The sequence below is a fragment of the Pontibacter coccineus genome (assembly GCF_030546575.1).
GTDB classification, from domain to species: Bacteria; Bacteroidota; Bacteroidia; order Cytophagales; family Hymenobacteraceae; genus Pontibacter; species Pontibacter coccineus.
The window spans coordinates 298,336-315,495 of sequence record NZ_JAUOTN010000001.1; the positions used below are offsets into that span (position 1 = coordinate 298,336).

The 17,160-nt window shown below is 50.2% G+C and carries 11 protein-coding genes; 9 read left to right on the forward strand and 2 right to left on the reverse strand.

Annotated features, from left to right (window positions below; all coding sequences use genetic code 11):
* Positions 1-134: 134 nt before the first annotated feature.
* Both Q4E40_RS01380 and Q4E40_RS01385 read right to left on the reverse strand, forming a co-directional pair.
* The gene (locus tag Q4E40_RS01380) at positions 135-2,585 is read right to left on the reverse strand and encodes a TonB-dependent receptor (protein ID WP_303409609.1); all 2,451 of its coding nucleotides are present in this window, start codon (positions 2,583-2,585) and stop codon (positions 135-137) included.
* Positions 2,586-2,945: 360 nt separating this feature from the next.
* A complete protein-coding gene (locus Q4E40_RS01385; RefSeq protein WP_303409610.1) occupies positions 2,946-5,366 on the reverse strand; it encodes an ABC transporter permease in 2,421 nt (806 codons plus the stop codon).
* Positions 5,367-5,599: 233 nt separating this feature from the next.
* Here Q4E40_RS01385 and Q4E40_RS01390 point away from each other — a divergent pair, with 233 nt between their 5' ends.
* The 9 genes from Q4E40_RS01390 to Q4E40_RS01430 all read left to right on the forward strand — a co-directional run bounded on the left by Q4E40_RS01390 (position 5,600) and on the right by Q4E40_RS01430 (position 17,103).
* On the forward strand, positions 5,600-6,958 hold the full coding sequence (locus Q4E40_RS01390; RefSeq protein ID WP_303409611.1) for a sigma-54-dependent transcriptional regulator: 1,359 nt from the start codon (positions 5,600-5,602) through the stop codon (positions 6,956-6,958).
* Entirely contained in the window at positions 6,948-8,303 is a 1,356-nt protein-coding gene (locus Q4E40_RS01395; protein WP_303409612.1) for a sensor histidine kinase, read from the forward strand. The genes Q4E40_RS01390 and Q4E40_RS01395 overlap by 11 nt, the downstream gene beginning before the upstream one ends.
* Before the next feature lie 52 nt (positions 8,304-8,355).
* On the forward strand, positions 8,356-8,991 hold the full coding sequence (locus tag Q4E40_RS01400; protein WP_303409613.1) for a phosphatase PAP2 family protein: 636 nt from the start codon (positions 8,356-8,358) through the stop codon (positions 8,989-8,991).
* Between the two features lie 397 nt (positions 8,992-9,388).
* Positions 9,389-9,829 (forward strand): hypothetical protein, encoded by a 441-nt coding sequence (locus tag Q4E40_RS01405; RefSeq protein ID WP_303409614.1) that lies wholly within the window; start codon positions 9,389-9,391, stop codon positions 9,827-9,829.
* Between the two features lie 90 nt (positions 9,830-9,919).
* A complete protein-coding gene (locus Q4E40_RS01410; RefSeq protein WP_303409615.1) occupies positions 9,920-10,381 on the forward strand; it encodes a hypothetical protein in 462 nt (153 codons plus the stop codon).
* Positions 10,382-10,621: 240 nt separating this feature from the next.
* Entirely contained in the window at positions 10,622-11,023 is a 402-nt protein-coding gene (locus tag Q4E40_RS01415) for a hypothetical protein (protein ID WP_303409616.1), read from the forward strand.
* 65 nt (positions 11,024-11,088) lie between these two features.
* Entirely contained in the window at positions 11,089-11,976 is an 888-nt protein-coding gene (locus tag Q4E40_RS01420) for a dienelactone hydrolase family protein (RefSeq protein WP_303409617.1), read from the forward strand.
* 33 nt (positions 11,977-12,009) lie between these two features.
* Complete coding sequence (locus Q4E40_RS01425) at positions 12,010-12,516, forward strand: GNAT family N-acetyltransferase (protein ID WP_303409618.1); 507 nt, start codon at positions 12,010-12,012, stop codon at positions 12,514-12,516.
* 120 nt (positions 12,517-12,636) lie between these two features.
* Entirely contained in the window at positions 12,637-17,103 is a 4,467-nt protein-coding gene (locus tag Q4E40_RS01430; protein ID WP_303409619.1) for a DUF7619 domain-containing protein, read from the forward strand.
* Positions 17,104-17,160: the final 57 nt, after the last annotated feature.

A 17,160-nucleotide genomic window follows, 5' to 3' on the forward strand; every position in this document is an offset into this window, starting at 1 on the left:
GAAGAAAAGTTACAGTATTTTGTCACTTATTTTGCGCAAAAGGAGCAAAATTGCTGCGCACTGCCTGCGCCTAAAAGATAAAGGGGCTCAGAAAGCCCCTTTATTCTCACCTTTACAAACAAGCAATATTTCGATCAACCGCCGGTGCGGTTTAATTCTTCCAGATTGTTTCGGCGGCGCTCTTCTACTTTAGCGCCACTGCTAAACTTGTAACGCAGGGTAAATCCGATGTTACGCTGCCGGAAATATTGATCCCAGTCACTCACGTTGCCCTCGCCCAGCGTAGCTCCAATGATCAGGTGCTGCGTTCCAAAAATATCGTTGGCGTTGATGCTCAGGTCCAGTTTCTCATCCATAAAGCTTTTCTTAACCCCCACATTCAACCACCAGCGCGCATCGGCACGGTAGAGGGCGTACACACTAGGCCCCTGGTATACGCCGTTCAGCTCCAGCTTCACTTTTTTAGGTAACAGGATGGTATGGTTAGACTGCAGCATATAAGACACTTGGTCATTTACAGTCTGCCCTTTGTCGATCGCGACATTGTATTCGCTGTAAGACACGGTCAGCGTGTTGTTCGTCTCCCAGTTTTTCATGACACTGTAGGGCGCATTAGCTGTCAGGCTCAGGTTTTTAGAGTCGTCTGCGTTGCCGATGTAATACACGGTGGTGGCCGTTTCAGGATCAATAGCGACCAGCTCTACAATAACATCCTGCGTGTGCTGATAGCTTAGGGTCAGGTTGTAAGTTTTCTTGAACACCTGCGAAATGCTGAACGCGTTGGTATACTGTGGCTTAAGGTCTGGATTTCCCAGCCAGTAGGTATGAGGGTCGCGGTAGGCGAAAAAGGGATTTAGCTGTCCGTAATTCGGGCGCTGCAGGCGGCGGCTGTAGTTATAGTTGATCTGGTAGTCCTCGCTCACCTTCTGCTGCAGAAACAAACTCGGGAAAAAGTTAAGATAGCTCCGCTTCGTGACCTCCCCCGTGGTTAGCAACTCGCCCTTCGACTGGGTCTGCTCTGCTCGCAAGCCTGACTGCAGGCTAAAACGTTCAGTGAGTTTGGTGTTGAAATTCACATAGGCGGCATAAATGTTCTCATCGTACACAAAGTGGTTCGTACGCGTGGTATCCAGCACCGGAACTTCGGCGTTATTAAAGAAAAAGCGGGAGTCAGCGTCGGATATCACCCGGCTGGCTTTTGCTCCTACCTCCAACTTACGCCCTTGCGCCAGCGGTTTCGTAAAATCTACTTTGGCAGCATAAATATCGAACTCGTTAGGGGTATTGGTATACAAAAAATCCTGCCTAACGGCACCCGGATTGTTGAGATCGTAGTAGTAGTTGTAGAAGTCAGCGTCTCCCCTGTTCTTAATCTTGACGAAGTCCAGATCGGCGGTGAGTGTCGTACCCAAGGTGTCATACTTGCCCATGTAATGCAGATTGGCCGTTCTGTTGGAAAAGCGGTTCTGGTTGAAATTGTCCGCATCTATAAACTGGGTGGGCTGGTTAGGCGCAGACCCTATGTAAGTCTCTGTCAGGAAGTCAGCATGCAACTGGTTAGTGGCATAGTAACCCATGACGCCTACGCTGTGCAGGTCGTTAAAGCTGTAGTCTGTTCCCAGGCGAACAGCAGGCGGACCTTCCACCTTAAAATTGCCATCTGCCACCTGGTCGAAGTATGTAGAGGATTCATCGCCTTTGAACACACGGGTGAAGGTGGCATCGCGCCCTCCGACGCGCCGCGCCATATCCAGGTTCAGGAAAGAACTCCACGGTCCGGTCTTGTAATTAACGCTGGCTCCTGTACTGTAGCCGTACTGCTTAAAGTTGTAGTTTCCTCCGGCATACACACTGCCATTCAAACCTTGCACGGTATTCTTTTTCAGGTTAATGTTGAGGATACCAGAGGAACCTTCCGCATCATACTTCGCTGATGGGTTCGTGATGATCTCAATATTTCGGATATTCTCGGCCGACATGCTTTCGAGCAAAGAGCGCAGATCACGTGCGGAGAGGTAGGTCAGTTTTCCGTCCAGCATGACGGTGACCCCTGCCCTGCCGTTGAGCTGTATGTTGCCTTCCTGGTCTATAAAAACGCCTGGCGAGGTGGCCAGCACATCATAAGCCGTTCGGCCTGCTGCCAGCGCGGTGCCTTCTATGCTCACCACCATGCGGTCGGCTTCTTGGGTGATGGTGGGGCGGAGCGCTTCCACCGTTACCTCCTTCAACTGGGTTGTGCTGGGCACCAGCCTGATGTTCCCGACAGTAGCCTCCGGTTTTGACGCCCCGACCGCCACCTGACTAAGGAACTTCTTATGATACCCCAGGAAACTAATGGCCAACTGATAATTGCCCGGTGCTACTTCCGAAAAGGAGAAGCGGCCTCTGGCATCGGTGAGGGCGCTCTGCAATGCCTGCGTATTGCCGGACTGAAGCAGGGCAACTGTTGCATACTCAATGGGCTTGCCAGTCAGCGAGTCGGAAAGTGTGCCCGATATTTTACCTGCCTCCTGTGCCCATGCGGCACTTGAAACGGATAGGAAAAGGCATAGCATTCCCATCAAAAAAAGTACACTTTTTTTCATAGTTTAAAGAATTGTGATTTTATTTTTCCGCTTTTGTAATCGTGGGGTGTAAGCTAAAGACACACATTCCGCTGCACAGTTGCATCCGCACCAAATTAAATCCGCCAGCTTGCAGCACCTCTCCACAGGGGAGACGACCGGGTCGCGAAAACCTTACAGGGTTTTCAACTTATTTTTCACAGGGGCTGCCAAGGGCTGAGCAACACCCGGGTGATGTACACAAAAGGAAACTCCGGTTTTGGAGAAGGTTACAAAATTTCCTGTTCTTTTTTGCAGGCATAAGGTATAGAGAGCTCCCCCGCTCGCTAAGCATACCTGATGATGCGATGAACGGAGGCGCTTCCATCATTTGTCACCGAATCAGTCGAAGCGCAGGTTTGACACCGGATTAGCCATGGCCGCTTTCAGCGCCTGGTAGCTGATGGTAACAAAGGCGAGAACAGCCGCAAATAACCCGGCCACCAGAAATATCCATACCGGTATATCGATGCGGTAGGCAAAGTCCTCCAGCCAGGTGCTCATGGCATACCAGGCCAACGGAAATGCGAGCAGCGCAGAAACCACGATCAGCATCAGAAACTCTTTGGAAAGCAGCGTCACAATGTCTTTGTTTTCGGCGCCCATCACCTTGCGTATACCTATCTCCTTTTTACGGCGCTCTGCTGCGTAGGCCGCCAGGCCAAACAACCCGAGGCAGGCCACAAAAATGGCTATACCTGTAAAGATCCAGAGCAGCGACTTTAACTTATCCTCCGCCTTGTACATCTTCTCAAAGTTGTCATCCATGAACATGTATTCAATCGGGTATTCAGGCGAAAATTTACTCCACACTTCCTTTACATGATCGATCGAGCTGGCCATACTCTCCGCTTCCATTTTCACGGCCACTTTTATGTTTGCTCCCGGGTATATCTGCAGTACCGTTGGGTCTACCTTATCATACAAGCTCTTGAAGTGAAAATCCTTTACAACCCCAATAATTTTGCCTTCCTTCAGGGAGTCCTGGTTATCCCAGGTTGGCCATAAAAGTGTCTGACCGATCGCTTTCTCCGGAGTCCCGTAGCCTAATTCCTTCACGGCAGTCTCGTTGATCATGAAGGCATGATCTGCATCCGTTTTATATGCTTTGGAAAAAGGCCTGCCCGTTATTGTTTTTACATTGAGGGTGTTCAGGTAATCGAAGTCTATCATCAAGATGGTTGTGGGTTGGCGTATCTGCTCCCCATCTCTGGGAACAATGATGCCATCTCCGGCTGTGGCGTCTCCCGGAAAACCATAGCCTATGGAAGCGCTTTTGATTCCGGGGGCTTTCACTAACTCGTTCTTAAAAGTTTCGTAGTTGGTGAACATATTGTCACCCCGCATCTGGAAGAACATGATCTGTTCCTTGTCGAAGCCCAGGTCCTTGTTGTGCAGATAAGACACTTGTTTATACACCACCATGGCACTTATGATCAGGAATATGGATAGGGCAAACTGCAGAACGATCAGTCCGTGCCGCAGCCACTGGATTCTCCCCAGCTTACTGTCTACCACAACGGCACTTTTCAAAACACTAACCGGCTTATAGCCAGACAGCACCATGGCGGGATAGATGCCTGCCAGAAAACCAACCACAAGTGTTAATGCCAGCAATAGCAAAAGGAGCCATGGTTCCGTGAAGACATTAAAGCTCATACTCTTCCCTGTGAATGCGTTTAAGGAGGGCAGAAGCAAAGAGGTGAGTGCAGCAGAAAAGATAACACTGATCAGCGTGAGCGTGACTGTCTCAAAAAGAAACTGCAACATGAGCTGGCCCCTGCTGGCGCCTACCGCTTTTCGTACCCCCACTTCCTTGGCCCGCTGCATGGACTTGGCAGTGGCCAGGTTAACAAAGTTGAAGCAGGCAATGAGTAGGATGAAGATGGCTATAACCCCAAGCGCTCTGACATAAGTTATATTGCCTCTGATCGACTGGTCGTATTTAAAGCTGGCGGAGTACAGGTAAACCTCCCGCAGTGGCTGCAGAAAAGGAAGGTAATCATGTGGCTTATTGTTGTCCGGGTCGATCTGCTTCGCTACAATCTCTCTGAATTTGGATTGCACAAACGCAGGATCTGATCCTTCTTTTAACTTAACATACGTATAAAACTGCTGCCAGCCCCAGCTTTTCATCCTTTCGGCAGGTAAATCGGCCGCCTTCATAGGCAGCACAAAATTGACAGGCAGATGAAACTTGTCGTTGCTCTCAAACACCCCTTTTACAAGGAGCGTGGATTTGTTCAGGGCAATCTCTTTACCTACGGGGTTTGCATCTCCAAAAACCCTTTCAGAAAATTTATCAGAAATGACGACTGAGGCAGGATCATCCAATACCTTTTCGGGAGAGCCATATTTGAATTTGAGCTGGAAAATATCGAAGAACTGGGGGTCAGCAATGAACATCCCGGTTTCATAGATTTGCTTCTCCCCTACCTCTATGAGCGTTTTAGAGTCAAAGGTTACCATTAAGATACGGACCACCGTCTCTACTTCAGGTATACTCTGCTCCAGGGTTGTACCAAACATGGGCGGTACACTGGCAATAAAATCGCCCCCGTTTTCGCCGGTCTGTTGGTTATAAACACGGTATACCTGTTCCCCTTCCGGCAGAAACTTATCGTACTGCAGTTCATCGTGCACAAACAGGCCAATAAGCAGACAGGCGGTAATGCCCAGGGCCAGCCCTGCTATGTTGATAAAGGAAAAGCCTTTGTGCCTTAATAAATTCCGATAGGCGGTTTTGAAATAGTTTCTGAACATACAGCGCAATTTTTATCTACCCGACTAAATACAGAGCATATGCCATAAATGCATGCTGCTAATTATCAGACACTTACAATCAATACATACTATAGCCACGTACATTTCCGTGCAGCAGGTGTGCGATTTCGCCCGCAGGTGTTTTGCAAAGAAAGCTGTTTCCGCTTCTTAATCAGGGAGTTGTATTAATGGCATAATTATAGTTTATTTAGCTACTATTACTATTTCTGCTTATGCTGCTAAAAAAGGCTTCCGTACTGATTGTGGATGATGATGCCGATGTGCTCACGGCGGTTCGCCTGTTGCTCCGGCCGCAGGTCAGGGAGATAATGACGGAAAAGAACCCGGAACAGCTCCCCGCTTTGCTCAGGCAGCACAGCTTCGATGCCATCCTGCTGGACATGAACTTTAAAAGTGCCATCCATACTGGCAACGAAGGCCTGTACTGGCTTCAGAAAATAAAGGAACTGCGACCGGAAGTGGCTGTCATCATGATCACGGCCTATGGTGAAATCGATCTGGCTATCAGGTCGCTAAAGGAAGGTGCTTTCGATTTTGTAGTAAAGCCCTGGCACAACGAGAAGCTGCTGAGCACCATTACCCATGCGGTGGGCCAAAAGGCAAACGGCAGCAAAGCGATGGTCTCCGGCACAGGCATTCCCTCCAGCGACTTGGAGCTGCTGGGAGAGTCGGATGTGATGCAGGACATCAAGCTCAAGATAAAAAAAATTGCCCCCACCGATGCCAATATCCTGATTCTGGGTGAGAATGGCACCGGTAAGGAACTGGTGGCGAAGGCTATTCACGAGCAGTCGCTGCGGGCCGGCAAGCCCTTTGTAAAAGTGGACGTGGGCGCGCTCACCGACTCGCTGTTCGAGAGCGAACTGTTCGGGCACAAAAAAGGGGCGTTTACAGATGCCCGCGAAGACCGCGCCGGCCGTTTTGAAGCTGCGCAGGGCGGCACCATCTTCCTGGATGAAATTGGCAACATCTCGCTGCACCAGCAGTCGAAGCTGCTGAGCGTGCTACAGAACCGCCAGGTGATCCGGGTGGGCGCCAACGAGCCGGTGCCTGTCGACGTGCGCCTGCTCTGCGCTACCAACGTTCCGCTGAGCGAACTCGCCAACGAGTCGCGATTCCGGAAGGACCTCATCTACCGCATCAACACGGTGGAGATCCTGATACCCCCGCTTCGCAAGAGAGGAAAGGACATTGTGCTGCTGGCGACGCACTTTGCCCAGGTATATGCCCACAAATACATGAAACCGGTACCGGAACTCAGCAAGGCGGCTCAGGACAAACTCTTGCACTACCACTTCCCCGGCAATGTGCGGGAGCTGCAGTATGCCGTTGAAAGGGCTGTCATCATGGCCGATGACGCGCTGCTGGATGCTGATGATATTCTATTTTCGCCCATAGAGGCAGCACCGGCCGGCGAAGCGCTGGAGCGCGGCACCAATCTGGAGGAACTCGAGAAACTGACGATCAACAAAGTGCTGCAGTTGCACAACGGCAACCTGACCCGGACCGCCAAGGAACTCGGCATCACCAGAACGGCCCTTTACCGGCGCATGAACAAGTATGGGCTTTAGGAACCTGGAGTGGGCGCTGATTGCCCGGATAATGCTGTTGCTTATCACCATGAGCATCCCAGCTTTTGTCGTGGCCCAGGGCTGGTCGGAGGCGCTGGTGTTCTGGCTGCCTGTATTTGTTTTTCAGGTACTGGACCTGCTACGCTTTTTGCGCAAAACGCAGACAGAATTCAATCAGTTTATCCAGTCAGTACATTACCGTGACTTTTCCCGGCATTTTGATGTGCAGCAGGCCTATACCCAGTTGCAGCCACTCCGCAAGGGCTTCAACGAGATCAACTCCACTTTTAAAACCATCACGCTCGAGAAAGAAACCCAGTACCATAACCTGCAGAAAGTGATGGAACTGGTGGAAACCGGTATTCTGTCCTACAACATGGAGAACGGGGAAGTGGTGCTCATGAACGAATCGCTCCGCAAGCTGCTGCATGTGCCCTTCATGAAAACGATCCATTACCTGTCCAAGCGGGATAAGGCGCTGTACGAAGCCATACTTGGCCTGGAGCCCGGCCATACCCGCATCGCAACCGCGCATACCACCCATTTCGAGAAGCACACCACCAAAGTGCTGCTCTCCGCCACAGCCCTGCAAAACGAAGGGAACAGGTATAAACTGGTTGCCTTCCAGAACGTGAACGAAGCGCTGGATGAGACGGAGTCACAGGCCTGGCAGAAGCTGCTGAACGTGCTCACGCACGAGATTATGAACTCGGTCGCCCCCATCTCCTCCCTGGCCGACACCCTGAAAAACCGCCTGCAGGAAACCCGGCCCACAGGTATAACTTCAGAAGACCTGGAGGACCTGGAGGTAGGTATAGGCACGATCAAGCAACGAAGCGAAGGGTTGCTGCGCTTTGCCGAAACCTACCGGAATCTGAACAGGATCACCAAACTGAACCTGGACACGGTATCTGTAAAAGACCTCTTCGCCAACCTGCAGCGCCTGATGCAGCCAACCCTGGCGCAAAAGGGTATACAGCTGGAAACGAACCTGGCCAATCCTTACATTTCGCTGCATGCCGACCCTACCCTGCTCGATCAGGTGCTCATCAACCTGCTGGTGAATGCCATGGAAGCGGTGAAAACTGTGCCGGCTCCGCAGATAACGCTGGCTGCCTATACCTCTCCGGACGATAAAACGGTCATCAAGGTCATGGACAATGGCATCGGCATGTCTCAGGAAGTACAGGAGAAAATCTTTATACCTTTCTTTAGCACGCGCAAGCAAGGCAGCGGCATCGGCCTGAGTCTATGTAAGCAGATCGTGCTGTTGCACCGGGGAACCATACAGGTACAGTCGGCTCCGGGAGAGGGCACCACTTTTATGCTGCGTTTCGGGCAATGAAATTGAAAAGGTCACGTATAGGAAGCAGAAATAAAAGAATTAACGCATACTCATGTTCCTGCTCCAGCATCCTGCACTTTTGCTCCTCCTTACTGCCACCCTCTTCGAAACCCTTGCCAATCTGGACCTGGCCACACTGCAGCTGCTGAATGGCAGCCGGGCAACAGACCTGGACTTCCTGCTGCTCACGTTGACAATTACCGCCTACGGACTTGGTGCCCTGGTACCAATTTGCCTATACCTGGCGGGGCATTTCAGGCGGATGGTATCGCTCAAGCTGAAGGCCTACCAGTATGTATTTGCCATGGGGCTCAACATTCTGTTTATCGGCTTGTTGAAGTATACGGTCGATCGCCCCCGCCCCTTTGTGACGCACGATACCATTGAGCAGCTTGCGGAGGCCAGCAGTCCCTCCTTTCCTTCCGGCCACACGGCTTATGCGTTTACAGCAGCCGTCGTGCTTGTGCTGATGTTCCGCAACCCAGCCCTGCGCAGCCTTATCGTGACCTGGGCCTTGCTCGTTGCCTATTCCAGGCTGGCCCTGGGTGTGCACTACCCCAGCGACGTGCTCGGCTCCATGCTACTCGGATCAACCGCCGACTTCCTCTCTACCTACACCTTCCGGAAACACCGGGAGCAGTTCTATACCTTGTTTAGGTGGGGCCGGAATTTAAGGATCGTGCGCTAGGTATAGCAGTCGTCTTTAAGGGGTTACCTGTCAGCTCCAGCCAGCTAAATGCTGCTCCGATGCTACCAACATCCGTTTTTTGAAACGTATAGTTGCGTTTATAAACCCTTAAAGACTCTTCCTAGATTCGTTGCCCATCATTCTGGCTATTTCCTGGCGATAGAAAATGTTGATTCCACTCAGGGGAAAAACTACTAATCCACCCTAATCACTTGATTTACAAAATCTTTACCTCTATGGTTAGCCTCGTGCTGGAAAAATAATGAGTCAGTTGGAGAGTTGCGGTGAAAGCACTATATTAGTAAAGCACTATGGAAGCGATCAGGTTTTGAAGCAATTGCTGTGGCACTCCACACATAGTGCAGATAAGCCGAATAGACTTCCGTTTAGCAACTAGTTGGCAGTAAGAAAGATTATAAAAGAAATGGTTATAGCTGATAAAAACGAAGTCTACGCACTTCAAAAGTTACTGGCGAAGGTCAAGTTCTCTGACCAGATAGACAGCTATGACTTAAATGAATTTGCTGGCAGCCCACTTTTAACAAGCCTTCTGATAAAAGCGAGAGAAGAAGTAATTGAAAACTTCAAGGAAGAAGGGCGTGCTGATGTAGTTGAAGACTGGTTAAAAATGTCAGTTTACAAATTTGATAGCATTACAGGCAAAGCAATAGCAAATCGACTAAAGCATCTCTCTGACTCAACACTTAGCACATTAGCAGGCTGGAGCAGAGATAAAGTAAGAGACTATGCTGTCGGGTTGATCGAACCTTTGGAATATGAAAATAGCGAAGTTGATAAACTGGTTGATTACATATATCAAATTGCTAAAGAAAATTAAAAATTCCTTCTGCCAACAAAGTTCATAATTTAGGTTCGGCTACGCCTCCCCACATTATGCACGAGTAACGTTGTAGGAATATATAATAAAATGAAACTCACTTTACTCTTATTACTAACGCTCTCTCTCAATACAGCCATAGCTTGTTCATGTGGCAGAGTGTCTATATTTAAGAATTTCAAAAGATCCGATAGTGTATTCAAGGGAAAGGTAATTGAAGTAAAAGAGATTAAAACAACAGAACAAACAACGGCAGGGAAAGCAGCGGAATATAGCCGTTATGAATTCAAATTTGAAGTCATAAACAGGTATAAAGGACTAAAGACAAAAGAGCCTATCACTATCACTACTACAGGTGGTGGCGCTGATTGCGGTAATTACTTTAATTTAGGTGAAAGCTATATTGTGTATGCCTACAACTGGGACACTATGTTAACACGGCAATTTATAGACAAAAAAACGGACGAGTTCTTGACCACAAATTTATGCACCAGAACAAAAAAGGTTAAGCCTTGGACAGTTTTTGAATCGGTCGTACTGGACATAATCTAAAAATACATCTGCCAAAACAGCACAGGCAGCATGTTCGGCTAATGCCTCAAGCGTTGCCTGTACGAGACCGTTATCCACTAAATAATAAACCAATGCAACTGAAACAGCATTTTCTGGGTCAATCATTAAAGAGTTAACACCTTATGAAAAATAAGAGTAACGAATCAGCTTTTTCAATACCACGGGCTAAATAACATAGAAATGGGGAAATGCTTTGCTTTATTAATCTCAATCATAGCATTGACAATAGCTTCTTGTTCAAATAACAAGGATGAAACCCCTGCTCCTACTGATATCTTAGGTAAATGGACACTAAACCAGGTATATGCGAATGACCATTGGGGTGGGCCACTATACTGGCAACCAGCGAAATCCGGTATAGAGATCGAATTCACTTCTGACAAGAAATTTTTCAAGAAATATCCATCAGATGGTTTCTATTCTCTGCAAGGCAGCTTTGTGAAGTTAAATGACAGCACCCTCCAAATAACCCGCTTGAATCCTGCTGATCCCTCCTTTCCCACTTATGAGCTGAGTTATTCATTTGAGACCGGAGGGGTTTTAATACTGGGAAACAGGCATATGCATGAAGGGGTGGTAAAAGAAAAGTTTAAAATTCAAAAATCCGATACTTCAAAGTAATAGCTTAGAAGCTCTGTATATAACAAACGTACTTCTCTCAAACTAATCAACAAAACCCAGCCCCTATGGACGAGATCAAGAAAGAAGACATCAAGCAGGAAGTGTTTGACCTGTACGACGACTATGCCCACAACCGCATCAACCGGCGGGATTTCATGCAGAAGCTCTCGATCTATGCGGTGGGTGGGCTAACGGTTGGTTCGCTCACAAGCTTTCTGATGCCGGATTACCAGAACAAAGTTCAGTTGGCAGCTAACGATCCGCGCATCATTTCGGAGTATATCACCTACCAGTCTCCCAAAGGTGGGGGACCGATAAGGGCGCTCCTCTCGATGCCGGCTAAGGCGAAGAAAAAACTCGGAGGCATCGTGGTTGTGCATGAAAACAGGGGACTCAATCCGCATATCGAGGATGTGGCCCGTAGAGCGGCCCTGGCCGGATTTATCTCACTCGCACCGGATGCCCTCACTCCGCTGGGCGGCTATCCGGGTACCGATGACGAAGGCCGTACCTTGCAGAGCCAACGCGACCGCAACGAAATGCTCGAGGACTTCATAGCAGCGCACGACTACCTCAAAAAACACAAGAATTGCAATGGCAAAGACGGAGTCGTGGGCTTCTGCTTTGGCGGCTGGATCTCGAACATGATGGCTGTGCGTATACCTGATTTGGCGGCAGCCGTTCCGTTTTACGGCGGGCAGGCGCCGGTGGAGGATGTGCCACAGATCAAAGCCCCCCTCCTGCTACACTACGCCGAGCACGACGACCGCGTAAACGAAGGCTGGCCAGCTTACGAAGCGACTTTGAAAGCGAACAACAAGAAGTACACCGCCCACTTCTACCCAGGCAGCAACCACGGCTTCCACAACGACACCACGCCGCGCTACGATAAAGCAGCAGCTGAACTGGCCTGGCAACGCACTGTCGATTTTTTCAATCAGTACCTGAAATAACGATTTACAACGGGCTATACCTAAAGCAGGCAAATGATCAACTTCAAACTACGCCCATGGACCATAAAGGACCTCGACAGTCTGGTGCGGTATGCTGACAATTTTAACATAGCCCGCAACATGGCGGATGTTTTTCCGCATCCCTATACTTACGAGAAAGGCAGGGCATTTATAGAAATGGCAAACCAAAGTAACCCGCCCAACATTCTGGCGATCGAGGTCGAAGGCGAAGCCGCCGGAGGTATAGGGTTACATCCACAGCAGGACATCTACCGAAAAAATGCCGAAATGGGTTATTGGCTGGCCGAGCCTTTCTGGGGCGAAGGCATCATCACGGAGGCTATTCGCCAAATGGTGGACTACGGCTTTGCAAACTTGGATATCACGCGGATTTACGCCCGGCCCTTTGGGTACAACATCGGCTCGCAGCGGGCACTCGAGAAAGCTGGTTTTGTGCTGGAGGCGAAACTGGAAAAGACCTTTTATAAGAATGGGGAATACCAGGATGAGTTGATCTATGCGGTGAGGCGGCCGGCGTAATGGCAGTGGTATAACACAAGGCAACTAGCGGAAAAGCGTAACAAGCTTATGTATTAACAGCTAGGTATATATGCTTTAATAGTTATATTTACACCAGTATCATCTACCCTTTTTCAGCCTATGAGAACAACTTTACTGCTGCTAATTTCTTTTTTCTTCATCTGCATCCAATCTAATGCCCAGATTGCCAACTTTGATCTTTACCAAAAAGTAGGGATAACGGTAGGTCTGGAGAACGACATTGCAGTTGACTCCGAGGGAAACATATACCTACCTCACCAAAAGTTGCAAAAGTTTACTCCCGAAGGCAGGGTTATTCATAAGGATCCCTTATGCGACATAGATTTCAGGGGTTATAATAGCTATAGAATAGCTTTCGACGCAAAAGGCAATCTATATGCACTCAGCTATTCCGTCTCAAAACTTTCTAAATACAACAAGGAGGGGAAGCTGCTTTTTGAGATCGGAACAAGGGGGAAAGGGCCGGGCCAATTCAGTTATCCGAATAATATTAAAGTAAACTCCAAGGAAGAAATTTTTGTAGCGGACAGCGGAAACGGCCGAATTCAAAAGTTTGACAAGGAGGGGAATTTCCTGCAGGAAATTCCGCTTGTTACCGGCAGCATTAGCCTGGATGCACACGACAATTTATTCGCGCTTGACGTTCCAAATAAAAGAATCATCAAGTACTCTCCCCAGGGTGAGCAGTTACTGGTATTTGGCAACAGCGAGGATGTCGGCACCAGGCTGAATGGTCCGGTTCAGCTTGATGTAGACAAGAAAACGGGGCAAGTGTATGTGTTTGACAACCTAATAAATGGTTATGGTTACAAAGGCTTCCTTGTGTTTGACGCGAACGGAAACTTTGAAACTAAATCTATTCTGGACTCTGGGCCCGGACGCTTAATGGGATCAAGTCATTTGATAACCGTTAATCACGAAGGCAATATCCTGATAGTTGATCAAAGCCATCAAATCGGCAACAGTCAAATATTTCTTTATGATAAAAAAGGGCAATACCTGGACTCGTGGGGAAGAGAATGGTCACCAAAGGAAATTACTCTGGATGAAGATGACAACATTTACATTATAAACTCTACCGGTAAGGTAACGAAGTTCGATCATGAGGGTGAGGTTGTCATGGAATTTGGATACGCAGGTTCAGGTTGGAGCATTTCAGCTCCCAGTGCTATTTCCGTTGACATCTTTGGAAATATCTACGTCCTCAATAGTTACAAACACGGGAACGCTGGCAATGCCATCTTCAAGTTTAACAGCAAAGGACAATTTCAGCAGCGCTTCACTGATTTTGGTGATGCAAATTCGGAAAACTATTTTACAGACCTTGCACATGACGCTGCAGGGAATATGTATGTGACGGACTATTACAGCGGAGTAGTCCGCAAAATAAGCCCCCAAGGAAAATTCATCACAAAAATTGGCAGCAGGGGTCCAGGTCCAGGCCAACTTTGGGTGCCCCAGGCTGTCGCTGTCGACCTGCTTGGAATTATTCATGTACTCGATTACAAGGGAACACGCATTCAGCAATTTGATGCCACCGGTAAATTCATCCGCGAGTTTGGCAAGTACAGTTCCAGCTATATATCATGGGATGTGGACAGTGATCTTGCACTGGATGGCAAAGGCAACATCTACGTAGCCTCGAACATTGCAGGACTTTTTCAAATTTTTAATGCTAAAGGGGAGCTTCAGCATGAGGAGAAAAGAAGTTTGGATTATGTTTCGGCTAACAGAAGTGGTTCCCGGCTGATTTTGGGAGGCCGTTATGCCAACACTTTTACTATCTACCAATCTTCTGATTATCAGGAACCTAAAAGCCTTATCACAGGATTTGTGTATCATGACACAAACAGCAACTGTACCCTGGATACATCTGAACAGACGCTTGCTGGTATTGTGGTGCAGGCCATGCCAGGTCCTGTTTATGGGGTAACGCGTGCGGATGGCAGGTACCAACTTAAAGTAGATCCGGGCAATTACTCACTTCAGACGATCCTGCCAGACCAGATTGGCAGAAAAATAAGCGCTACCTGTCCGCAGCCTGGGGAACTTAAGAATGTAGCTATTACCAGAGCAGGCGAAATCGTCGATGCCATTAACTTCGGCAACCGCGTCGCCCTCTCCCCCTATCTTTCCGTCAGCGTGTCCTCTACCCGCCGTCGCCGCTGCTTCGAAAGCACGACGACTGTGCATTACATCAATTCCGGATTTGCCACTGCCCCAGACGCGAAGGTATACCTGCAGCTGCCCGGCGAAGTGGCACTCCTCTCGGCCGACAAGCCCTATACCCTTTTGTCGAACGGCACATATGAATTTTCAGTAGGCGATTTGTCAGGAGGCCAGAGCGGCACGATCACCATCCGGGACATTGTCACCTGCGGCGACGAGTCGGTGCGGGGCCGCACGGTATGTACCCGCGCCTGGATCACACCCTCCAACAACAAACCGGCTGAACCCACCCCGACCGTTTCCATCACTGGCCGCTGTAATGCCGAATTGGGCATGATCCGCTTTGTGGTGCGCAACACCGGCACTGCCGACATGGACCAGCACGAGTTGTTCCGCAAGTTTGCGAACGGTGAACTAGCATCGCAGGAGCAGTTCCGCCTGGCAGCCGGCGACAGCCTCGTGCTGTGGGTGCCCTCGTTGGGCTATACCTGGCGCCTGGAGGCCGACCAGCCAGACGGCAACGGCGACAACACCACGGCCAGCGTCACCATCGAGGGCTGCCCCAGCGAGGCGGCAAGTTCGGTAAGCACAGGGATGGTCAACCTCTTGCCTACCGACGACGAGGAGGCCGAGAAGTCGGAGGAGTGCATGCCGATCACCGACTCCTACGACCCCAACGACAAGCTGGTCACGCCCGTGGGCCGCACCGAAGAGTTCTATACCCCGACGAACACGGCTCTCAAATACAAAATCCGCTTCCAGAACACAGGCACCGATGTGGCCTACCGCATCGTGGTGGTGGACACACTCTCCGAGCATCTGGACCTGAGCACGCTGCAGTTGGGGGCCACCTCCCACCCGAGCCGCGTGGAGGTTTCAGGCAAGGGGCAACCAGTACTGACCTGGACCTTCGACAACATCATGCTGCCCGACTCCACGGCAAATGAGCCCGGCAGTCACGGCTACGTCCAGTTCAGCATCAAGCCAAAAGTGGACCTCGCGGAGAAAACCCTGGTGGAGAACTTTGCCGACATCTTCTTCGACTTCAACTCGCCGATCCGCACTAACGTCACCCAGAATCGCATCTTTGACATGCCGCCGGTAATCAATGAAGCGGTGCGCGTAAACCTAGAGGATGTGCTGGCCACGCCAGGTATAGCAGCCTTTGTCCCTAGTGCTGGTAAGTTCGGCAGCGAGGTCACCATATCAGGCAAGCGCTTTGCATCTGTGCCTGCCGACAACAAGGTGTACTTCGAGGGCAAGGTGGCCACTGTGGTGAGTTCCTCGGCCACCGAGTTGAAAGTGCTTGTTCCGGCTGGCGCAACTTCTGGCGCCTTGCAGGTCATTACCCCAGACGGCGGTGTGACTTCCACGACTAAATTTCAGGTATACCAGCCGCCTGTGCTCGCCTCCTTCAGCCCGGTCGAGGGCCTGGTGGGCCAGACGGTGATACTCACGGGGGAGCATCTGCAAACCGAACTAATCGAGGGCATCAAACTGGGCGAGCTGAACTGTGAGATCCTCAGCAGCAACAGTCAAGCGGTGACAGTGCGTGTGCCGGCAGATGCTACGACAGACGTTTTCCAGATCAACACCAAAGGCGGCGAGGCCCTGAGTAGCTCTGCCTATACCGTGTGGTATGCCCCTAGCATTACAAGCCTGAGCAAGAACACTGATATTGTAGGCGCCAGCATCACCATCACGGGGGATAATTTTGCCGCGGACAAAACCCGCAATAAGGTTCGCTTCGGTACGGCAATGGCCGAGGTACTGGAAGCCAGCACACAACAGCTGACCGTGCGTGTGCCGGAGCAGGCCGAGACGGGCTTGCTCTCCGTGGAAACGCCCGGGGGCAAGGCCATTTCTGCTACTAACTTCGAAGTCATTCCGAGTCCGAGATTCACCGCCATGCAACCTACCAAAGGAAAAGTGGGCACCGTGGTTGAGATCACCGGCAAGCACTTCGGCATCATGGGCCTGCAGGACAAGATCATCTTTAACGGAAAGGAAGCCCTGGTGCTGGAAAGCGCCGGCAACAAGTATAAAGTGCGCGTGCCGCGGGGAGCCAGCACCGGCAAAGTGACCATCACCGGCTACGGCGGCCAGGCCCGCAGCAGCGTGGATTTTGTGGTGGAGGAGCTGGCCCCGGCCGAGGCCATCAGCGTCTACCCCAACCCGAACAGTGGGCAGTTCAACGTCAGCCTGCGCCATGCCGACTTCGACGTGCAGCAGATGGAGGTATACGACGCGCTGGGCAAGCGCCTGCACCAGATGCACATCACCGGGCCAAGACCCGAGGCAGTGGACATCAACTTAGCAAATGCAAAGCCAGGATTGTATTTCCTGCAGATCCAGACCGAACGCGGCACGATCACCAAAAAGCTGACAGTGCTGTAAACGTAGCGAACCTAAAACGGAGCGGCCGCTTAGTTCTACCTAAGCGGCCGCTCCGTT